The organism is Mesorhizobium sp. M1066 (assembly GCF_040318635.1).
Lineage (GTDB): Bacteria > Pseudomonadota > Alphaproteobacteria > Rhizobiales > Rhizobiaceae > Mesorhizobium.
The window spans coordinates 15823-37384 of sequence record NZ_JAMYMR010000017.1 but is presented as its reverse complement, the minus strand read 5'-3'; the positions used below and the strand labels follow the sequence as shown (position 1 = coordinate 37384).

Annotated in this window: 18 protein-coding genes; 10 read left to right on the top strand and 8 right to left on the bottom strand. The window is 63.2% G+C overall.

The genetic code is table 11. From position 1 onward, the window contains the following. Positions 1-118: 118 nt before the first annotated feature. A complete protein-coding gene (locus NKH52_RS20720; RefSeq protein ID WP_352732951.1) occupies positions 119-6430 on the bottom strand; it encodes a coiled-coil domain-containing protein in 6312 nt (2103 codons plus the stop codon). Positions 6431-6702: 272 nt separating this feature from the next. Here NKH52_RS20720 and NKH52_RS20715 point away from each other — a divergent pair, with 272 nt between their 5' ends. The 3 genes from NKH52_RS20715 (at position 6703) to NKH52_RS20705 (ending at position 8725) form a co-directional block, all read left to right on the top strand. Further along, positions 6703-7071, top strand: coding sequence for an Hpt domain-containing protein (locus NKH52_RS20715; protein WP_023813039.1), 369 nt, complete (start codon positions 6703-6705; stop codon positions 7069-7071). 111 nt (positions 7072-7182) lie between these two features. Then, entirely contained in the window at positions 7183-7503 is a 321-nt protein-coding gene (locus NKH52_RS20710; RefSeq protein ID WP_013531878.1) for a 2Fe-2S iron-sulfur cluster-binding protein, read from the top strand. Between the two features lie 193 nt (positions 7504-7696). Further along, the gene (locus tag NKH52_RS20705; RefSeq protein WP_013531877.1) at positions 7697-8725 is read left to right on the top strand and encodes an NAD(P)/FAD-dependent oxidoreductase; all 1029 of its coding nucleotides are present in this window, start codon (positions 7697-7699) and stop codon (positions 8723-8725) included. Positions 8726-8728: 3 nt separating this feature from the next. Here NKH52_RS20705 and NKH52_RS20700 read toward each other — a convergent pair whose 3' ends face one another. Beyond that, the gene (locus NKH52_RS20700) at positions 8729-10210 is read right to left on the bottom strand and encodes an MDR family MFS transporter (protein WP_352732948.1); all 1482 of its coding nucleotides are present in this window, start codon (positions 10208-10210) and stop codon (positions 8729-8731) included. A gap of 204 nt (positions 10211-10414) precedes the next feature. Next, positions 10415-11074 (bottom strand): DUF922 domain-containing Zn-dependent protease, encoded by a 660-nt coding sequence (locus tag NKH52_RS20695; RefSeq protein WP_352733081.1) that lies wholly within the window; start codon positions 11072-11074, stop codon positions 10415-10417. Between NKH52_RS20695 and NKH52_RS20690 the strand changes: the two genes are divergently transcribed. The 4 genes from NKH52_RS20690 to folK are packed head-to-tail and all read left to right on the top strand — an operon-like array spanning position 10995 to position 12888. Further along, a complete protein-coding gene (locus tag NKH52_RS20690; RefSeq protein WP_196815348.1) occupies positions 10995-11174 on the top strand; it encodes a hypothetical protein in 180 nt (59 codons plus the stop codon). The genes NKH52_RS20695 and NKH52_RS20690 overlap by 80 nt on opposite strands. A gap of 3 nt (positions 11175-11177) precedes the next feature. Beyond that, positions 11178-12029 (top strand): dihydropteroate synthase, encoded by an 852-nt coding sequence (gene folP, locus NKH52_RS20685; RefSeq protein ID WP_352732945.1) that lies wholly within the window; start codon positions 11178-11180, stop codon positions 12027-12029. A gap of 3 nt (positions 12030-12032) precedes the next feature. Beyond that, positions 12033-12392, top strand: a complete 360-nt coding sequence (gene folB, locus NKH52_RS20680) for a dihydroneopterin aldolase (RefSeq protein WP_023813034.1) — start codon at positions 12033-12035, stop codon at positions 12390-12392. After that, positions 12376-12888: a 2-amino-4-hydroxy-6-hydroxymethyldihydropteridine diphosphokinase gene (gene folK, locus NKH52_RS20675; RefSeq protein WP_127272685.1), complete on the top strand. Its 513-nt coding sequence runs from the start codon at positions 12376-12378 to the stop codon at positions 12886-12888. The genes folB and folK overlap by 17 nt, the downstream gene beginning before the upstream one ends. Before the next feature lie 27 nt (positions 12889-12915). Here folK and NKH52_RS20670 read toward each other — a convergent pair whose 3' ends face one another. Then, positions 12916-13461, bottom strand: coding sequence for a DUF924 family protein (locus tag NKH52_RS20670; protein ID WP_127295930.1), 546 nt, complete (start codon positions 13459-13461; stop codon positions 12916-12918). Between the two features lie 14 nt (positions 13462-13475). Then, a complete protein-coding gene (locus tag NKH52_RS20665) occupies positions 13476-15311 on the bottom strand; it encodes a monovalent cation:proton antiporter-2 (CPA2) family protein (protein ID WP_352732943.1) in 1836 nt (611 codons plus the stop codon). 160 nt (positions 15312-15471) lie between these two features. Here NKH52_RS20665 and NKH52_RS20660 point away from each other — a divergent pair, with 160 nt between their 5' ends. The 3 genes from NKH52_RS20660 (at position 15472) to NKH52_RS20650 (ending at position 18179) form a co-directional block, all read left to right on the top strand. Then, complete coding sequence (locus NKH52_RS20660) at positions 15472-16461, top strand: AraC family transcriptional regulator (RefSeq protein ID WP_023813030.1); 990 nt, start codon at positions 15472-15474, stop codon at positions 16459-16461. A gap of 60 nt (positions 16462-16521) precedes the next feature. Next, positions 16522-17730, top strand: coding sequence for an MFS transporter (locus NKH52_RS20655; RefSeq protein ID WP_352732940.1), 1209 nt, complete (start codon positions 16522-16524; stop codon positions 17728-17730). Positions 17731-17912: 182 nt separating this feature from the next. After that, positions 17913-18179 (top strand): hypothetical protein, encoded by a 267-nt coding sequence (locus NKH52_RS20650; RefSeq protein WP_127271315.1) that lies wholly within the window; start codon positions 17913-17915, stop codon positions 18177-18179. A gap of 66 nt (positions 18180-18245) precedes the next feature. Here the strand turns inward: NKH52_RS20650 and NKH52_RS20645 are convergent, their stop codons facing one another. The 3 genes from NKH52_RS20645 to NKH52_RS20635 all read right to left on the bottom strand — a co-directional run bounded on the left by NKH52_RS20645 (position 18246) and on the right by NKH52_RS20635 (position 21502). Then, positions 18246-18800, bottom strand: coding sequence for a hypothetical protein (locus NKH52_RS20645; RefSeq protein ID WP_023813027.1), 555 nt, complete (start codon positions 18798-18800; stop codon positions 18246-18248). A gap of 135 nt (positions 18801-18935) precedes the next feature. Further along, on the bottom strand, positions 18936-20027 hold the full coding sequence (locus NKH52_RS20640) for a YcjF family protein (protein ID WP_352732937.1): 1092 nt from the start codon (positions 20025-20027) through the stop codon (positions 18936-18938). After that, entirely contained in the window at positions 20024-21502 is a 1479-nt protein-coding gene (locus tag NKH52_RS20635) for a YcjX family GTP-binding protein (RefSeq protein ID WP_352732935.1), read from the bottom strand. Before NKH52_RS20635 ends, NKH52_RS20640 begins: the two co-directional genes overlap by 4 nt. Between the last annotated feature and the right edge of the window lie 60 nt (positions 21503-21562).

Below are 21562 nucleotides of genomic sequence, written 5' to 3'. Positions count from 1 at the left end.
GACAACGTTTCGCCGACAGTCTTGCGGGTGTCGCGAAATCGGATTTTGGCGTCGAGACGTTTCTCGAATGCAAGAGGCGGGGCCGTGGCCCCGCCTCTTCAGTTCCGTCGTATGCCGGCTAGTGCAGGCGACCGCTGGCGTGGGCTAGCATTGTGTAGACCTTGCCGGTGTCCGACGTCAGGTAGGTCTGCGCCATGATGTTGTCACGGTCGTTGCGCGAGACATCCTTGAGCAGCTTCTCGAAATCGTCGCAGTAGCGGTCGACGGCGGCGCGGAACTCGGCCTCGGCCTGATACTTGCGACGAATCTCGTCGAACGTCTGCTGTCCCTTCAGCGTATAGAGCCGCCGCGTGAACACGTCACGTTCGCCACGCCGGTAGCGGTTCCACAGCTCGATCGAAGCATCGTGGTCGATGGCTCGCGCGATATCGACGGAGAGCGAGTTCAGCGATTCCACGACATGCAGGGGCGAGCGCTGGGCAGGGGTAGCGCGCTGCGCTTCCACGGGGGCCGTAGGGGCTGCCGACCTGAGGTCCTCATCGTTCGATGCCGCGGTAAGCAGATCGCGCACCCATCCGCCCTGAGGCGTGCGGGCGCTGGCATCGCCGCGCGGACGCGGTGCCGCCTCGGCAGGACGCTCAAGGTCGAGCGTGCCTCGCAATGCAGGGCCGCCCAAGGGCGCCTGAGGCGTGCGCAGGTCCGGCTGCGGTGCCGGTGCGCGGCGCGGCGGCTCGGCAGCGCGTGCGGCCGGCGCTTGCGGCGCCGGGCGCAGGTTGCGTGGTTCTGATCCGTCACCGCCGCCGCGGCCGGACTTGGCCACGATGTCCGAAAGCTCCTTGAGGGCGTTGATCTGCTCGGAAACGGCGCGGCGGATGGCCGAGGTCGATTCCTTTGCCTCTTCGGGCATTTCGATGACGCCCTTCTTGAGCTCGGCCCGGGTCAGGTCGAGTTCGCTTTTGATCGAGCCCGCGGTGCGCCGCATCTCTTCGGTCGCATCGGCGAAGCGCTTGGTTGCCGAATCGACGACGTCGGTGATGGCGTTGCGGATCTTGTCGGCCGATTCCATCGTCTTGCCTTCGGCGTTCTGCAGCGTCTGGCCGACGAGATTTTCGAAGGAGCGCATGACCCTTTCGAGATCTTCCGACTTCTTGACCAGGCCGACGGCAAGGTCCTCAAGTGACGACTGCCGTTCGAGCGTGTGTTCGAGGTTGCTCTGGGCCGAGCTCAACAGGTCCGAAGCGCTGGAGAGCAGGCGGCTGTGCTCGTCGAACTTGGTGGCGATCGACGCCACCTCGCGCAAGGTGGACGACGACAGTTCCGTCAGCCTTGTCGTGTTCGAATCGACCAGTCGCGCCGAGCTGGCGAAGGTCTGCGCCGCTTTCTCGGTGGTGGCGGCGAAGCTTTGCGTGCTGCCGCTCAGGCGTTCATCTACCTGGCCGAGATTGACCGCGGCCTGCTCGATCAGCTGGCCGAGCTGCGAACTGGACTTGGTCATCCGGCCGATGAGATCGGCGACGCTGTCGGACAGCGACGAGCGGGCGCCCTCGACCGCCGACAAGGTTTCGGCGGTGCGGTTCGCGAGTGCGTCGACAAGCGCGGCATTCTCGCTGCGCAGCTTCTCGGTGGCGCGTTCGGTGACCTCTTCCATGCTCTTTTCCAGGTCCGAGCCGCCCTGGGCGAAACGCTCGACCAAGGGCCGTGCGGTTTCGTCGAGGATCTTCGACATTTCGGCCGAACGTGCGGCGAGCATGGTGTTGAGTTCGCGGGTGTTGGCGCCGATCGTCTTGGCGGCATCGTTGGTGCTCTGGCCGATATGCTGGCCAACCGCCGTGAAGGTCTCGGCGATCACATTGGCGCGCGAGACGAGTTGCGCCTCGGCATTCGACACCTGTTCGTTAAGCTTCTGGCCCATCGTCTCGGCCGTGAAGGCGAGGCGGTTCTCGACGCCTGAGACCTGCTCTTCGACACGGGCGGCCGCGGCCGCCGCGCTCGAGGCGAGCCGCTCGTCGGCGCCGGCAAGCGCCTGCTCGATTTCGCGGGCGTGCACGGCCATTTCCTGGCCAGTCCGCCTGGCGCGTTCGGCGACCCTTTGCTCGGTATCGGCAAAGGCACCGACGATGGTCTCGGCATGCTCGCCGATCGTGGTGGTGCTGCTGGCGATGCGCGACACCAGACGTTGATCCGCGTCGTCGAAGATACGGCCGATTTCCGAGGCACGGCTCGACAGCGCTTCCGAACCTTCGGCAATGCGCGAGACGAGCTGCTGGTCGGCGGCATCGAAGATGCGGCCAAGGTCCGATGCGCGTGCGGCAAGCGCTTCGGCAGATTCGCCGATGCGCATACCGAGCCGCTGGTCGGCGCCTTCGAAGTTGCGCAGGATGTCGCCGGCGCGGGCGGCCAGCGACTGGGCCGTTTCGATGGCGCGGGCGACCAGCTTCTGGTCGGCGGCATCGAACGTGCCGGCAATCTCGCTTGCACGAGCTGCCAGATGGTCGGCGGTGTCCTGAGCCCGCGCGGTCAGCTGATCGGCGGTTTCCTGGGCGCGGGCGGCGAGCTTCTGGTCCGCCGCTTCGAAGGTGCCGGCGATCTCACTTGCGCGAGCAGCCAGCTGATCGGCGGTTTCGTGGGCGCGGGCCAGCAGCGAGCTGGACGTGTCGTCCGCACGGGCAAGCAAGGCGCTCGACGTATCTTCCGCACGGGCGTGCAGGCGACGGTCTGCATCCTCGAAGGTGCGGGCGATGTCTTCGGCCCGCGCCAGCAGGGCGGCGGAGGTCTGCTCGGCGCGCTCGGCGATCTTGCGGTCGGCGTCGCTGAACGCGGCACCGGCCTGCTCGTGCAGGGTGCTGGTGACTTCCAGCACCTTCTCGCGCAGGGCGCCGGCGACAAACACGGCGCTCTTCTCGAGCACGGCGCGGACGTTGTCGACGCCTGTCGAGAGCGCACGCTCCATGGTGCCGGCGCGCTCCTCGATGATGCCGGTCTGACGGCTGAACGCCTGCTCGATCTTCTCGACGTCTCCCGCAATCGCGGCAGAGATGTCCGAGCTTCTGGCGGCGATCTGGTCGATGTGGCCGGAGAGTGAGCGGTCGACGTCCTTGCGGGTTTCGGCGAGCTTGCCGAGATCGTCTTCCAGCGCGCGGGTCAGCATATTGCGACCTTCGGACAGCTTGCCGACATGTCCGGCGATGACGTCGTCGATATCGCTGCGGCTTTCGGTCAGCTTCTGCAGGTCAGCTTCGAGGGCGCGTTTGAGAATGTCGCGGCCCTCGGCCAGTTTCTCGACCTGGCCGGCGACCAGGCCGTCGATGCTGGAGCGGCTTTCGGCCAGCTTGGCCAGATCGGCTTCCAGCGCGCGCTTGAGAACGTCGCGGCCTTCGGCGAGCTTCTCGACCTGGCCGGCGACCAGCCCATCGATGCTGGAGCGGCTCTCGGCCAGCTTGGCGAGATCGTCCTCGAGCGCCTTCGACAGGGTCGAGCGCTCCTGGACAAGCCTTTCCGCGTGGCTGTTGACGAGGCCACCGACGTTTTCCAGATCGGCCTCAAGTGACCTCGACAGTGTTGAACGATCCTGGGCGAGCCGTTCGGAATGGCTGTTGACCAGGCCGTTGACGCTTTCGAGATCGGCCTCGAGCGCCCGGGCGAACTGTGCCCGGTCATCGACCAGCTTCTGCGACTGATCGGCAATGGTCCCCTTGATCGCATTGAGGTCGGATTCCAGAGCGCGCCGCAGGATGTCGCGACCCTCGGAAAGCTTCTCGACCTGACCGGCGACGAGCCCGTCGATGCTGGAACGGCTGTCGGCCAGCTTGGCGAGATCTTCCTCAAGGGCCCTCGACAGGGCGGAGCGGTCCTGGACGAGCTTGTTCATGTGATCGGCGATGACGCTGTTCACATTCTGCAGATCGGCTTCCAGGACCCGGGAAAGCTGACCGCGATCCTCGGCCAGCTTTTCCGACTGGCTCGATATAACGCCCTTGATCGTGTTCAGGTCGGATTCCAGCGCGCGCTTGAGAATGTCGCGGCCTTCGGCCAGCTTCTCGACCTGACCGGCGACCAGACCGTCGATGCTCGAACGGCTTTCGGCCAGCTTGGCAAGGTCGGCTTCAAGGGTCTGCGACAGCAGGCTGCGGTCTTCGGCGAGGCGTCCTGAATGCCCTTCGATCAGGCCGCGTATGCCGGACAGATCATTGTCGAGCGAATGGGAAAGCTGCGTGCGGTCCTCTGCCAGTTTGGCGGAATGGGTTTCGATGAGGCTCTTGATGCCGACGATGTCGTTTTCCAACGCCTTGGCGAGCACGGCGCGGCCTTCGGCGATCTTTTCCACCTGACCGGCGACCAGACCGTCGATGTCGGCGCGGCTGTCGGACAGTTTGCCGAGATCGGCTTCCAAAGCGCGCGACAGGATGTTGCGGCCCTCGGCGAGTTTTCCGACATGGCCTGCGACCATTTCATCAATGATCGTACGAGCTTGCACCAGTTTCCCGGAGTCTTCGTTCAAGGCAGTGGAGAGCCTGTTGCGACCTTCTTCCAGCCTTTCGAGATGGCTGCCGAGCGATGCATCGATGGCCGCCCGTGATTCATTGACCTTGCGCAGATCCTCTTCGAGAGCACGCGAGATCAGGCTGCGGCCTTCGGCCAGCTTCTGTACCTGGTTGGTCACCGCCGCATCGATGCCGGCGCGGCCCTCGGCGAACTTCGCCAGGTCGGCCTCCATGGCCGCGGCCATGCGCTCGCGGCTTTCGGACAGTTTCCTGCTGTGGTTCTCGACAGCTTCCTCGATGCCGACGCGGGCGTCGGCGAGCCGCTGGATGTCGCTGTCGAACGAACGCGACACGACGTGGCGGGCGGCTTCCATGCGCCCGGCGAAGTCGCTGGCGCGGGCTTCGAGCATGGAGGAGGTCGAGGTGACGATGTCGGCCATGTCGGCGCCGATCTGGGTCTTGCCCTGATCGATCATCGCCGACAGCGTGTCCTTGCTCTCGGCGAAGGTGTGCGCGATTTCACGGGCGCGCTCGACCAGCGTTTCGTTGATCTGGCGGGCGCGGGCCTCGAGTGCCGCATTGAGCTTCTGCGTTCCGGTGTCGAGCGCCTCGGCGCGGGTCTGGAACTCGCTGATCAGTGCCTGGCCGCGTTCGGCGAGCGTGCGCTCGATGCCGTTGAGGCTGGCCTCGAATTCGGAATTGAGGGTGCGCGCGGCACCGCCGAGCAGCGACACCATGCCGGTGGTGCGATCGTCCAGCAGATCGGTCAAGGACCGCGTCAGGCCGTCCGTGGTGTCCGTCAGCTTGGCAATGCGGGTGTCGAGCAGGCTGGCGAAGGCCTCGCCCGAGGTCGACAGCCGGTCGGTGATCGAATCGAGCCGGCCTTCGACCGAATCGAAGATCGACATCGAGCTTTCGTTGATGCGATCGATGAGCGTGTCGCCGGAATTGGTGATCGTCATCGACAATTTGGTCGATGCATTGAGGATCGAGTCGCGGATGATGTCGGAGGCGGCGCCGATCTCGTCCTTCAGCGTCTCATGCGCGCCGGTGATCGAGGCGCGAACGCGCTCGGCATGGGTGACGACCGCTTCGCGCTCGCTGCCGAGCCCGTCGACCAGCGAACGGATGCGGGATTCATTCTCGGAATAGGAGCGTTCGATCTGGTTGACTTCGCTGTGGACCAGCGTTTCCAGTTCGACGGCGCGGGCAAGCGTGCGTTCGATGCCTTCGCCCATGGCCGCGACCTCGCGACGAACGGCCTGGCCGATCATCATGACGCGATCCTGGGCTAGGTTTTCCGGTTCGGTCAGGCGGAAGGCCACTTCGGTCATCGACTGTGCGGCGATGCGCATTTCCTGGGCGCGGCGAATCATGGCGGCGAAGGCCCAGAACAGAATGACGGGCACGATGGCCGCGACGGCGAGGCCGATCAGTTCCGGACGGGCAAGGAACTGGTCGAGCGTACGGATTCTCCAGATGCTCGGTCCGAAAAGCAGATTGGCCAAACCGCCGGCGCCGGCGAACCAGGCGAGCGAAACGAAGGCGACGACCCAGTAAATGGTGTTCGAGGCACGCCTGTTGAGGCTGTGCAGGAGCGTCTTGTAATCCTTCTGGCGATCGTCATTGGCCGGCGCGAAACCCGCGGGCTGGGCGCCATTGCGTGTTTCCACGGGGCGCAACTCGGCAGGCTTGGCTTTTGGCGCGGGTTTTGCGGCCTGGTTCTGATTGACCACGGGCTCCGGGTTCTGTTCCGGCTTATGATTGCGTCCCTCGCGCGCCAGCTCGTCGGCCGCCTGGGATATCTGAGCTTCCAGATCCTCCATCGAAGCCGCGATGTCGAGGTCGCCGCTGCCGATCTCGTTGCTGAGGTCGAGATCGAGCGCCTTTTCCAGTTCCCTGGCCACGTCGCTGTCGAGAGTTCTCGTCGTCGTTGGTTTCTTTGCCATGCCTTCGCTACCCTGTACTAGCTGCCGCGGGCTTATAATTCTGTTTGTCTTGCCCCGCGCAGGAGGCTGAAAATGGACCCCTCGTATCGTAATGACACAGGGGGGTAAAGAAAACATGCATTCCGCGGGATACGTAAAACTTTAAATATAAGGTTAACGGAACTGTGATTTGGGCGCCGCTTTGGCAACATTTTTCCCGGCCATTCATTAACCCGTTGTCCATTGGATTCGCCTAGGTTTTTGGGCGAATCGAAGAAACGGAGTTCGAGTTTATGCGTGGCGAAAGCGGCATTGCCTTCTCAATGCCCGGGGGCGACGTATCCGGACCAAGGCGGTCACGGCCGGTCGATTTGGCACACCTTGCCCGCCAGACGATGGGCGACCGCAGCCTTGAGCAAGAGGTGCTGGCGCTGTTTGTACAGCAGGCGCTGTCCGTGCGCGACAGAATAGTCGACGCCGACATCAAGGACCGGCTTCTGCTCGCCCATGGATTAAAGGGTTCGGCACGGGGCGTCGGCGCCTTTGCCATCGCCGATTGCGCCACCGAGATCGAGCACCGGCCGGAAGACGGCCAGACGCTCAAGCGGCTTGGCACGCTGATCGACGAAGTGCGCGATTTCATCGCCGCCATCAACCGCTGAATCCGCGCCGAACCCGATTTGCGGAAAAACGTCATCGGGCGGCGCTTTCATGCGGCAGTTGACTTGTCAGCCGGAGTGATTATCTCGGCTGGAACTCCCTTCAGGTGACAAATGACCAAGCTGACTTTCATTGCCCATGACGGCACGCATTTCGACATGGACGCCGAGAACGGCTCTACGGTCATGGAGAACGCGATCCGCAACGCCGTGCCCGGGATCGAGGCCGAATGCGGCGGTGCCTGCGCCTGTGCCACCTGTCACGTCTATGTCGACGAAGCCTGGACGGCTGAAGTCGGCGAGCCGGAAGCGATGGAAGAGGACATGCTGGACTTCGCCTACGACGTCCAGCCCAACTCGCGCCTGTCATGCCAGATCAAGGTCCGCGATGCGCTTGACGGCCTGGTCGTACGGGTGCCTGCCCGCCAGGGATAAGCGGTATCTTTGCCAACTGATTTTTCCCGCTGTGGCTTGGCAGCGGAGCGATGGTCATGCAGTGTCCTGCTGTTTCACTACAGCGCCGCGCGTCCTCTTGGAGGCGCAAAGGACGCTGTAGCACTTTTATTTGCGCATGATCCTTTCCGAAAATCGATCCGATTTTCGGGGTCATGCGCAGTGAGGCACAGGCATGACCGACATCACCAGGACAGACGTGCTTATTGTCGGGGCAGGGCCGGTTGGCCTGTTTGCCGTGTTCGAGCTCGGCCTGTTCGACATGAAGTGCCACCTGATCGACATTCTTGATCGGCCGGGCGGCCAGTGCGCGGAGCTCTATCCGGAAAAGCCGATCTACGACATTCCAGGCTGGCCTTCGATCTCGGCGCAGGGGCTGGTCGACAAATTGCTCGAACAGATCGCGCCGTTCAAGCCTGATTTCAGCTACAACCGAATGGTTTCCAGCCTGGAAAAACTGGAGGACGGCAGTTTTCGCGTCACCACCGACGAAAATGAGGTGTTCGAGGCCAAGGTGGTGGTGATTGCCGCCGGCGGCGGCTCTTTCCAGCCCAAGCGTCCGCCGATCCCCGGCATAGAGCCCTATGAAGGCAAGAGTGTCTTCTATTCGGTGCGCCGGATGGAGGATTTTCGAGGCCACGACCTCGTCATTGTCGGCGGCGGTGACTCGGCACTCGACTGGACGCTGAACCTGCAGCCGGTGGCAAAGAGCGTGACGCTGGTGCACCGGCGGCCCGAGTTCCGTGCCGCCCCCGACAGCGTCAACAAGATGTATGCCATGCAGGAAATGAAGCAGCTGGAGTTCCAGGTCGGGCAGGTGACCGGATTGACCGGTGCCGACGGCCAACTGTCATCGGCCACCATCAAGGGACCGGACGGGGATGTCGAGGTGCCTTGCACGCGCATGCTGCCGTTCTTCGGCCTGACCATGAAGCTCGGACCGATCGCGGAGTGGGGCCTCAACCTTCACGAGAACCTTATTCCGGTCGATACCGAGAAGTTCCAGACATCGGTGCCCGGTATCTTCGCGGTCGGCGACATCAACTGGTATCCGGGCAAGCTGAAGCTGATCCTGTCGGGCTTCCACGAAGTGGCGCTGATGGCGCAGGCCGCCAAGCGCATCATCAGCCCCGGCGAGCGCATCGTTTTCCAGTACACGACCTCATCGACCAGCCTGCAGAAGAAGCTCGGCGTCTCCGGCTGAAGCTTACTCGGCGAGGATCGGCGCCGCATTGTCGGCGTAACCGCGAAGCTCCTTTTCGGGCATCAGCGTCAGCGTGATCAGCCCCAGCAGCAATGTAGCGGCGGCGACGGCAAAGATCATCACGAACGGCTCGACCGTCGCGCTATGGCCCACGATCCGCATGCCTTCACCGGCAAGCGGCAAGCCGTAACCCAGAGCGACCGCGCCGAGCATCGCGACACCAAGCGCACTGCCAAGCGACCGCAGGAATGTCAGCACGCCCGTCGCGACGCCGAGATGCACGCGATCGACGGCGTTTTGCACCGACACGGTGGTGACCGGAAACGTCGTTCCGGTTCCAAACCCGATGCAGATCGTCAAGACCTCTACCTCCAGCAGCGTTGCATATCCTGCGACGACGGCCAGCAGGCAGAGGCACAGCATGCTGAAGACGACGCCCACCATTGCAATGCGCTTGTAGTGGGTGAAATGCGGTATCATGCGCCCGCTGAATGCCGCGCCGCCGACGGTCCCCAGCAAAAGCCCAAGCATCGCGATGCCCGACTCTGCTGCTGACAGGCCAAGCACCGTCTGAAGATAGACGGGCAGGTACACAGCCATGCCGACGCTTGCGGCCTGAAGCAGGAACATCGAAAGCGTGCCCGCCAGAACGATTGGATTGCCAAGCACTTCGAGTGAGATGAGCGGCTCGGCGGCTCGCATAAGCCGCAAGGCAAAAGCGCCCCAGAAAATCGCCGAACCGCAGAGAACGCCGATGACTTCAAGCGAAATCCAGGGATAGGCGCTGCCGCCCCAGTTCAATGCGAGCAGCAGCAGCGCCGTGGCAATGATCAGAAGCAACGCGCCCAGGCCGTCGATACGATGGCGCTTTGCGGCAACGGGCAGTTTCTTGAGCGGCTTGTTGATGATCGCCATCGCAAGAACACCAAGCGGAATGTTGATCCAGAAGATCAGTGACCAGTGCAGGTGCTCGGCGAAAGTGCCGCCGAGCAACGGACCGGCAACGCTGGCGACGGCCCATGTGCCGGAGAACCAGGCGGCATAGCGTGCCCGCTCGCGCGGCGGAACGAGATCGCCGACGACGGTCTGCGTCAAAGCGAACAAGCCGCCGCCGCCGGCGCCCTGGATCGCCCGCCCGACAACCAGCACAAACATGTTGGGAGCCATCGCACTGACCAGCGATCCCGCCAAAAAGATCAGGATCGCGGCATAGACGGTTGGCCGGCGTCCGTAGACATCGGAAATCTTGCCGTAGAGCGGGGCCACGGCGGTAGCGGTCAGGAGATAACCGGTGACGATCCATGGCAGATAGTGTGCGTTTCCGAGCGCATGCCCGATGGTCGGCATGGCCGGCGCGACAATGGTCTGATCGAGTGCCGCCAACAGCATCGACAACAGCACGCCGCCGATAATGGCGTTCTTTTCGCTCTCTGTTATCGGCGTGCCGGTTTCCGCCATCGTTTTGTTATCGACAGCCTGGTCCATGATCGTTCATCCATAAGCTTGCGATTTGACCGGCGCTGTTCAGCCGTTCCGGTTTCTCGACCGTGCGGATCGCATTGGTGTTTTATGCTCGCGTCTGGCGAGCCTGATATATGTCGTCCCATATAGGCCGGTTTCGACAGCGGCTCGAAAGTTTTTCGAATCTGGCACTACGCTTCGGCGAATTTGGCTTCAGTTCGGGTGCGTTCAGGTCGGCGGCAGTCGGCCGTTCCCGATGCGCTCCATGCGGTAGCGCAGCAGCCGCAAGATGCGGCTTTCGAAATTGACGCTTTCGACGCGGTCGAACTGAAGCTGGGCGCGGTCGTGCCTGGCCAGGACAGCCGCGGTGATCGCGGCCGCCTTGGCCTTGGCGGCGTCGCAGTTCTTTTGCGGGTAGGTGGCCTTCAAGGCCTCTTCGAGTTCGCCGCCATGGTTCTTGGCGATTTCGACATGGCGCTCCTCATGGCGCTTGATGTCGGCGGACAGCGTATCCCAGAACAGCCTGACATCGGCATCTGCTTTGCGCGGGCGGCGCCACTCGGGAAGGATCACCTTCACCTTGACGGTCACCACCGCGTCGGCGATCCGGCAGGAACTCGGCGTCTGCGCGTAGCTGATACGGGTGGTGAAGGCCATTTGCGTGGCGCCCGGGTGCCGCGTGCCTGTGCTTTTCACCTCCGGCCCGCGTTTGGAGAGTTGTGCCTCGATGTCGTCGAGCGTGCTGCCGCCGATGGCGAAATAGCTGTACGTCTTGACGAGATTGGCGGCAGCCGCCGGAAGCGGGGTCATGGCGAGCAGCAGCGCGCAAGCCAAGGATTGTTTCACGCCCAAGGACGGTTTTTTTATGCCAAGCATGGATCGTTTCATCATGTTGCCTCTTCGACCACCTTGCTTTACGGCCGTTGCCGGCGCAATGAAATTGATCCGCCAGGGATCACACATGATTGATGAACTCCATGGTCGATGAGCAATGACGGCCAGGCGATGGCAGTTGGCGCATGGACGCCATCTCGACCTTGGCGGCAAGGCCGTGGTCGTCGGCATCCTCAATGTCACGCCCGATAGCTTTTCCGATGGCGGCCAGTTCGACGCCCCTGAAAAGGCGCTGGCCCAGGCGCGCCGCATGATCGGGGAAGGGGCACTGGTTGTCGATGTCGGCGGAGAATCGACGCGCCCAGGTGCTGCCGCGGTATCGGCGAGCCAGGAACAGGCCCGCATCCTGCCTGTGATCGAAGCGCTGGCGGGCGTGAGCGAGGTGCTGATTTCGGTCGACACCTATCGCGCCGACACGGCGCGGCTGGCGGTTGCCGCCGGCGCGCATATCGTCAACGATGTCTGGGGTTTGCAGCGCGAGCCCGATATTGCGCGTGTCGCTGCCGACACCGGCGCCGGGCTTGTCATCATGCATACCGGGCGGGATCGCCAGAAGCTGCCGGATGTGATTGCCGACCAACTGACGTTCCTGCGAAAGTCGCTGGAAATCGCCCGCCAGAACGGCATCGCCGACGATCATATCGTGCTCGATCCCGGTTTCGGATTCGCCAAGGAGACGGCGGAGGAAAATCTCGACCTGATGGCACGCTTTTCGGAATTGCATGCACTCGGCTTGCCGCTGATGGTCGGTACGTCGCGAAAACGCTTCATCGGCACGGTCACCGGCCGTGATGCCGCCGACAGAGGGGTCGGAACAGCGGCGACCAGCGTTATATTGAGGCTCCAGGGCGCCGATCTGTTTCGCGTCCACGATGTCGCATTCAACGTGGACGCTTTGGCGCTTGCGGATGCTATGCTGGCGCGTCAGACGGACCGGGCGAGAAACTGAGCGATGTATGTCATCCGCATGAAGAACTGCGCTTTCTTTGCCCGGCACGGCGTGCTGGACGAGGAGGAAAGGCTCGGCCAGCGCTTCTATGTCGATGCCGTTCTCACCGTCGATCCAGGCCGGGCGCTTGCCGAGGATTCCATCGAGGATACGGTCCACTACGGCATTGCATTCACCGTCATTGAAAAGATCATCACCGGGCAGCGCCGTTTTCTGATCGAGTCGCTGGCGCTCGAAGTGGCCCGTGCGCTGACGGCGCGTTTTCCGCAGATAAAGAAAGCCGAGATCACGGTGCGCAAGCCGAACGCACCGGTGCCCGGCGTGCTCGATTATGTCGAGGTGACCGTTGTCTGGCCCGAATAGTACCGTTTATCTCAGCCTTGGCGGCAATCTTGGCGATCCGGCGAAATCCATGGGCGCGGCGCTGCGAATGCTGGATGCCGACGCGGATACGCGCGTCACCGGCGTCTCGTCGCTTTATCGCACGCCGCCCTGGGGCAAGCTCGATCAGCCGGATTTTCTCAATGCGGCCGCCGAGATTTCCACCGTGCTTGCACCGCGTGCCTTGCTCGACCTCTGCCTCGATGCGGAGCGCAAGCTGAAGCGGGTCCGGGAGGAGCGCTGGGGGCCGCGGCTGATCGATATCGACATTCTGGTGTTCGGCGACCGCGTCATCCACGAGACCGGGCTGGAGGTGCCGCATCCGCGCATGCTGGAGCGCGCCTTCGTGCTGGCGCCACTGGCCGAGATCGCGCCCGGCCTGGTTGTCAGCGGCCGCAGCATCACCGACCGCCTGGTCGCCGTCGATACTTCAGGCATCGAGCGATTGTCGTCCGGCCGGGATTGGTGGCTGGCCTGATTTCTGGGCAAGGCGACGGCCGAACTTTTAGCCCGAGAAGCCGCCACCATCCAGGAACGCCTGCTCCTGCACCGTGGTTTCGCGGCCGAGCATCCTGTTTCGATGCGGAAAACGGCCGAAATGCTGAATGATGTCGCGGTGTTCGACAGCGTATTTCAGGTAGGGCTCGGCCCTGGCCTGCGTCAGCTCGACCGAAATGTCCTGGTCGGCCAGCAGTTCCGAATGCTCGTACGGCAGGTAGAGGAAAACGCGGAGTTCTTCCTCGAGTGCCAGGTCATGGCCGGCCGCGACCGCCCTCTCTGCGAAATATCTGGCGAGCGGATCGGTCGCGTACATATGGCCGGTGCCGCGAAAACAGTTCCGCGGAAACTGATCGAGCAGGATCATCAGCGCCAGCGCGCCTTCGGCATGTTCCAGCCAGTCGTCGCATTCACGCCGAGCGGCGGCATAGTGCAGGCCGAGAAAGCGGTCGCGGAACTCGGCATCGAATGCTTCGTTCTTCTCGAACCAGGCATCCTCGCCGGCATCGCGCCAGAATTTGGTGACCGATAGGGCCCGGCTGTCCAATTCCATGCATAGTTCCTTGTTCAATCGGCGGGTTCGGACTTGTGCAGCACACCCGCGGTCTCTTCATTGAGTGCCTGACCAGGCCGGCGCGGCGTGGAGAGCGGTGTCGGAATCGGCGTGCCGATATTGCCTCTCAGGAAGCGCTGTCCGGCGCGAATGCCTTCGGCAAGCTGGGTTTCGAAGCGATCGGTGTCGCGGCGCCTGACGTCTTCGATCGTTTCAGCCACGTCTTCGGGATCGACGCCCAGCGATTCCAGTGCCGAGCCGCCGAAAACAAGTGCGGATTCGAAGGTTTCGCGCAGTTGGTAGTCGACGCCGGCACGGATGAGCTGCAGCGCCGTTCCACGGTCGAATGCGCGGGCCAGGACTATGAGCAGTGGGAATTCGGCCTTGATCAGCTGGGCGATGCGAACAGCCACATCGGCCTTGTCGACGCAGATCAGCACGGCGCGCGCCCGGCCGGCACCGGCGGCATGCAGGATGTCCAGTCGCGTGCCGTCGCCATAGTAGACCTTGAAGCCGAAATCGGCCGCCGCCTGGATCATTTCGACGTCATTGTCGATGATCGAGACGTCGATGCCGCGCAGCAGCAGCGGCTGGCTCGCGATCTGGCCGAAGCGGCCGAAGCCAATGACCAGCACGCTGCCGGTCAGGCCATCGGCGACATCGACGCCGTCGAGCGACTGCTCGTCGCGCGGCGTCAGATAGCGCAAGGCGATGATCGCCAGCGGCGTCAGCACCATGGAGATGATGACGATCGCCGTCAGCGTCGCGTTGGCCTGGCCGTCTATGATGCCGACCGCCGCGGCCGCCGAGTAAAGGACAAAGGCGAATTCGCCGCCTTGTGCCATGAAGACCGCGCGCTCAAGCGCTTCGCGGTGGCCTGACTTCAGGATACGGGCGACGATGTAGATGCCGAACGCCTTCATCACCATGTAGGCGACGACATAGACGGCGATCAGCCGCCAGTTCGCCGCGACCACATGCAGGTCGAGCGACATGCCAACGGCAAGAAAGAACAGACCGAGCAGGATGCCGCGGAAGGGTTCGATGTCGGCTTCGAGTTGGTGCCGGAAGGTCGATTCGGACAAAAGCACGCCGGCCAGGAAGGCACCCATCGCCATCGACAGGCCGCTGAGCTGCATGGCGAGGGCTGACCCAAGGACGACCAGAAGTGCCGCGGCGGTCATCACCTCGCGGGCACGGGCATCCGCCAGGATGCGGAAGAACGGGTTGAGCAGATAGCGGCCGGCCACCACCAGGCCGACGATCGCGGCGAGGCCGATGCCGACCTCGGACAGCCGCTCCGACAGGCTGGTGTCGGCTCCACCGGGTGCCAGGAACGCGATCAGGGCCAGCAGGGGCACGATGGCAAGATCCTCGAGCAGCAGGACCGATACGATGCGCTGGCCTTTCGGCGCGGCGATTTCACCGCGTTCCTCCAGGAGTTGCATGACGATCGCCGTCGAGGTCAGCACGAAGCCGGCGCCGGCGACGAAGGATTGCGCGATCGGAAACCCTCCCGCCATGCCGACACCGGTCAGCAGAAGCGCGCAGACGCCGACCTGCAACGCACCGAGGCCAAAGATCTCACGGCGCAGGCCCCACAGCCGCGATGGCTGCATTTCCAGCCCGATGATGAACAGGAACATCACCACGCCGAGTTCGGCGACATGAAGAATGGCTTCCGATTCGGAAAAGACGCCGAGGCCGAACGGGCCGATCACCACGCCGGCAGCCAGATAGCCGAGGATCGAGCCGAGGCCCATGCGCTTGAAGATGGGGACGGCGACGACACCGGCAGCAAGCAGCGCCACCACCTGAACCAGATCACTGCCCGATGCTTCCGCCGCCATGCCTCTTGTCCCTGTGTCGCACAGCACTCCTTGCATGCAGTTGGAGCGGGAGGCAAGGCGAGAAATCTGCCGGGAAAGGTAGGGTGCCGTTGCAGCGATTCCCCTGGTGGAACAACGGTCCCCGCTTGCCTGCCGGACGTTCGGCATCTATATCTCGTATATGCCTGACTATTCGTCCCGGCCGTCTTCGACGCCACATATCCCGATGGATGCGCTCAGCGAAGTTTTACAAGACTTTCGCTTGAGTGGTGTCAACTATGGTCGCTGCGAGCTCCGGCACCCATGGAGCATAGACTTTCCGCAACAACAGCTGCTTCGGTTTCACTTTGTCGGCCAGGGCCCGTGCTGGATTCATACTGAATCGCAAGGCTGGCAGGAGTTGCGCGATGGCGATCTGGTGCTGCTGCCGCAAGGCATCGCCCATCGGCTGGCGAGCGCGCCGGACGTTGCAGGGGACTCGCTCGAAGGTTGCCAGGTGATCAAGTTGGGGGGCAACGTCTGCGAAGTGGTACGGCAAGGAACGGGAGCGACGAGCACCCTTTTCTGCGGCTCCATGGCCTTGGACTCCTATGCGCTCAACCCATTGATCACGTTGATGCCGCCTGTCATCAAGGGTTGCGACGTGGCCGGCAATGACCCGGTCGTCGGTCCTTTGCTGGCGGCCATGACGGTGGAGGCCTCGCAACCGCAGATGGGCAGCGCCACGATTCTGTCGCGTATGGCCGACTTGCTGACGGCCCGGCTCATACGCTGCTGGGTCAATTGCAACGGAGCCTCGACCACCGGTTGGCTCGCAGCCATCCGCGACCCCCATATAGGCCGCGCTTTGGCGGCCATGCACCGCGACCCCGGCCACAACTGGACGCTGGGAAGCCTGGCCGGCGTGGCAGGCCAATCGCGTTCGATTTTCGCCGAGCGTTTCAGTGCGGTATTGGGAGAGGGTGCCGCACACTATCTCGCCCGCCTGCGTATGCAGCTTGCCCGCGAATTGCTGGGCCAAAACGGCTTGTCGGTTGCCGAAGTCGCTACCCGTTTGGGCTATGATTCCGAGGCATCCTTCGCGCGAGCGTTCAAGCGCATCACCAATGTCTCGCCGGGCGTTGTGCGTCGCACAATTCCCGGACGAATGGATATGAATTTCGGATTCTAAGATACATATCATCCGAGCGGACTCGCCTATTTAAGACCTCCAAACTTTGGAGATCTTTCCGTGACTAACACAACATTACAGCTTGAAGACGCCGCGATTGGCCTTGATGCCGATGCACCAGCCGCGTGGAGCGCAGCCACTTGGTTCGCGGTCATTTCATTGGCGGCCACCAGCTTTGCCCTGGTGTCTGCCGAATTCCTGCCCGCAGGTCTGCTGACGCCAATGGCACGCGATCTCGGCATCAGCGAGGGGACGGCCGGCCAGGTCGTCACCGCCACCGCTTCCGTCGGCGCCGTGACGGCCATGTTGAGCAATGTTCTCATCGGCCGCTTGAACCGCAAGGCGGTGCTGGTTGGTCTCAGCGCCCTTGCGGTCGGTTCCAATATCCTGGCGGCGCTGGCGACCGATTTCTGGCTGTTGCTGTTGGGCCGGGCCGGACTGGGCATCGCTCTCAGCGCTTTCTGGGCACTTTCGGTCGCCGTCGTGGCGAGGCTGGTTGGCGCCAATGCGACAGGTCGGGGCATGGCGATCGTCACCCTCGGCGTCTCGCTTGCCACCATTGCCGCACCGTCGATGGGCGCGCTGATCAGTGACTGGATAGGGTGGCGCAGTGCCATGGCCATGACGGCGGGGCTGGCCGCGCTTGCCATGTTGCTGCAGTTTCTCAGCCTGCCGACCTTGCCTGCAACGGCAAGCAACAGCCTTGCAGATGTATTTCGGCTGACCCGGCGGCGCGGCATCCAACTCGGCATGCTGGCTATTGTTTTGCTGATGACGGGGCATTTTGCCGGCTCGGTCTATGTGCGTCCCTTCCTCGAACAGGTGACACTCCTTACAACCGGACCGATTGCCCTGGCTCTGCTCGGGTTTGGCATCGCTGCCGTGATCGGTAATGTTGCCGGCGGCCGCATGGCCGACACCAACATCCACATGGCCCTCGCAGTCACCGCAGCGTTGATGGCGGTTGCGGCACTTACTTTGGTGCTTTGGGGCTCGCATATCGGCGTTGCCTTCGGCTTCGTTACGCTGTGGGGTTTCGCCTTTGGCATGGCGCCGGTGGTGCTGCCGACCAATATGTCGCGCGCGGCGCCTGATGCGCTGGAGGCAGCGGGCAGCCTGATGGTCACCTCTTTCCAAATTGCCATCACCATCGGCGCGGTTGTCGGCGGCTATGTCGTGGACACCTATGGCGCGACTGGGCCTTTGACTCTGACTGCTATCCTTGCCGCATCGACCGCCGTCTTGGCGCTGCTGCAGCCGCGCAGCTGAACTTTGCTGCCGCTGATAAAATAGCCTGAATCCGGGCCGCCGCCGATGTTGCAGGCGCGATACACAAGTTGAGGCCGGGAACACGTTGCATCTTGCCGCAATCGAAGGCTAAGGACGCTCGGCTTCGGCCATTGGAGGGTGATCGGCGATCAAGTCGCGCCCTTTTTGAGGAGATGACTGACATGAAGAAGTTTTTGTTTGTTGCCGTCGGCCTGGCGGTGCTTGCCGGTTCGGCTTGCTCGAAGGCGCCCGAGTGCACGGCGGAAATCGCGACCAAGAAGGCGCAGGACATGGCTACCGCGCTGCAGGAAGCGATTACCAAGGACCCGTCCAAAGCGGCTGATCTGACGGCCAAGGTCCAGGCGGTGACAACCAAGTATCAGGGCGCTACGACATTGGCCGACGCCTGCAAGGCCTATGACGAACTGACGGCCACGATCAAAGGCTAACGCCCTGATTCGATTGGATCAAACGAGGCGGCGACCGTTGGGTCGCCGCCTTTTCTTTTGAATTGTTCAGTTCGGCGCGATGGAGCCGACTTCGACCGCGTCGACGCGCTTCAGGCTCATGCCGATCACCGGCACCAGCTGGTCGTCGACGCGCACGGCAATAGTCACCGTCATCGAATTGTCGTCAGGGATGCGAGCCTGCATGACGCCGCGCAGCTGGTTGCGGTTGATGGTGAAGACCACTTTGCGGGCATCGACGACGTTGCCGCCGATGATGTCGAGGCCGGAACCGGTCGCGCCACCCATGAAGCTGCCCTTGTAGCCCTCACGGCCCTTGCGCTCGATCTTGGCCGACATCGGCTGGGTGAACATGCCGACCCGACAGCCGCCGTCGAGCGACATGCCGACCTTGCCGTCGGGCGTCGAGCCGGTGAAGCTGCAGTTGAACTTCGTGCCTTTGTACTTGCCGGCGACGATTTCGCCGGGACCGATCCACTTGCCTTCGGCGGACTGGAAGAACTGCTTGTCCGGCTCCGCCGCAGAGGCCACTCCGGCAATGCCGACGACTGCCGTAATCACCGTTGCCAGGGGCAGGACACTGGATAGAATTACGCTTTTCATCGACGACACCCGGCAACAAAGATGCTGTTTGGAACCCGTCTGACCATGAACAAGATTGGTTAATGCTTCGTCACCGCGGGGCCGCCGCAAAGCAGTCCGGTAACAATTCCGAAGGTCCAGACACTCCAGCCCGGCTCACTTGCCGGATGGGGTCGTTTCACCATCTTTCCTGGTTGCGAACGATGTCAGCGCCGAGAGGAAATCACCAAGTCCGGGACGCTTGGCGGCGCTGAAGGGCAGGGGTCGCGCCGTCTCCATCGCGGCAATGCCGATGCGTGCCGTCATCATGCCGTTGACGACGCCCTCGCCAAGCTTGGCCGAAAGGCGCGCGGCCAGGCCGTGGCCGACGATCTGCTGGACGAAACTGTCGCCGATCGCGATCGAGCCGGTAACCGCCAGATGCGCCAGCACGCTGCGCGCCAGGCGGAAGAAACCCAGCGTTCCCGGCCGTCCGCCATAGAGTTCTGACAGGCGGCGAATAAGCCGCCCGGCCTCGAACACGACATAGGCGACATCGACCAGTGCGCGTGGACTGACCGCCGTCACCAGCGAAACGCGTTTGGCGGCTTCGAGAATCATCACCTTCGCCCTGGCATCGAGAGGGCCGAGAATTTCAGCCTCGGCCAAGCGCACGAGATTGCCGCCGTCGATGATTTCGCCGCGCAGTTCGGCCAGCGCGCGCCGGCCGGCCGCGGTCTCGGGTTTGGCCGCGACAAAGGCCGACAATTCGTCGACGACCGATCGTGCCGCCTTGGGATCGTCGCGGGCGATCGCGTCGAGCGCACGCTTCTGCAGCTTTTCGACCTCGGCAAGGCGGGCGATCGCCAGGAACTCGCGAATCAGGATCACCATAAGCGCCAGCACGGCGATGGCAGCCATGCCCGCGGCCAGCCAGCCCAGCCATTCGGCGCGCGCGAAGAGGTCGCGGATGAGCTGGTCGGTCCACAGGCCGACAGCCAGCGAAACCAGCACGCCAAAGGCGCCGAAGAAGATGCTGCCGAGCAGTGAGCGTTTTCTGGGGGCGATAGCCGGCGGCGGCTCCGCGGCAATGATGTCAGGCTCGTCGAAGACATCGACTTCCGCCGGGATGACCATCGCGACATCGGTCTTCATCGGCCGGGTTTTGCGCTGGGTGTCGGTCTGGATACGGCGCGCCTCCGGCGCCTCCTGCCTTGGTTCGGCTTCCGGCTCGATGCGGAATGCCGCCGGCTTGCGGGGCGCGGTCATGCCAGATGATCTCCGATCAGGAACTGCAGGGCACGGTCGAGCCTGATATGCGGCAGCGACAGCGTGACGCCTTCGGCCGTGCGTTCGAGCTTTGGCGGACGGAAACGGACGAAGCGGATTGCAGGATCCGCGGCATCCTGCTTGTGATCGGCTCCCGAAAGATCAAAAACCGCATCAATTTTCTCCGGTAAATCACCGGGAAATATGGCTGTTTCAGTCTTTCCATTGAAGGTTTCGCCATTGATCTTCTCGCCGGCGATCGGCGTGCCGATAATGACTGGCAACGTCTCTCGGCCTTGCTTGACGGTGCCTTCGCGCGTCGCGCGCACCGCCGCCATGGCGACCACATCGACATCGGCGCCGGTGAAATTCGCCCGTGCCACGGCGCGGTCGGCAAGCCGCCGCACGATCGCCTGCAGCCGGTCATGGCTTTCGTGATGCAGATGGTCGGCCTTGGTGGCGGCAACCAGGATGCGGTCGATGCGCCGCGAGAACAGATCGGTGAGGAAGCTGCCCCGGCCAGGGCGAAAACAACTGAGGATCTCGGTCACCGCGCGTTCCAGGTCGGCCATGGCGCCGGGGCCGGCGTTCAGCGCCTGCATGGCGTCGATCAGCACGATCTGGCGATCGAGGCGCGTGATGTGTTCGCGAAAGAAGGGTTTGACGACATGCGTCTTGTAGGCCTCATAGCGCCTGTCCATCATGGCGTGCAGCGACCCCGGGCGCGGACGCTTGTCGCCGATCCCGACCAGTGGCGCGAAGGTCAGGGCCGGCGAGCCTTCGAGATCGCCCGGCATCAGGAAGCGGCCGGGCGGCAAGGTCGAAAGCGCCCGCTCATCGAGCTTGCAGGCCTTCAGATAGGCGGCGAAGCTTTCGGCCAGGCGGCGCGCCGTCATCTCGTCGGCATCGGCGTTCGGGTCGATCCCGGACGACAACGCCCGCCAGCTCTGCGAAAGGTCCTCGCGCACCGGCAGAACGGCCATTTCGAAGGCTTCCTGCGAAAAATCGGCGAAGGATTTGCCGAGCAGCGGCAGATCGAGCAGCCATTCGCCGGGATAGTCGACGATATCGACCGACAATCTGCCGGAGGAAAACATGCGGCTCCAGCCGGAAGCCGATTCATATTCGATGGTCAGCCGCAGTTCCGAAATGGCGCGCGTCGAGTCGGGCCAGGCGCGGTCGTTGACCAGAGCGGCGATGTGATCCTCGTACTGGAAGCGCGGCACCGCGTCGTCCGGCTGCTGCTCGAGGAAGGCGCGGGCGATGCGCCCAGATTTCTGCGCCTCGAACAGCGGCAGGCGGCCGCCATGGATCAAATTGTGGACAAGGGCCGATATGAACACCGTTTTGCCGGCGCGGGACAATCCCGTCACGCCGAGGCGCAGCGATGGGGAAAAAAGCCCGGTGGCGCGGCCCGACAGCGTGTCGAGGGCAATCCTCGCCTCGTCGGTGAAGGTGGTCAGCGATGATGCCAAAATTTGCTCTCTCGGACTTCGGTCCGTCCGATATAGGCTCTGCAACCTGGCTTTGAAATG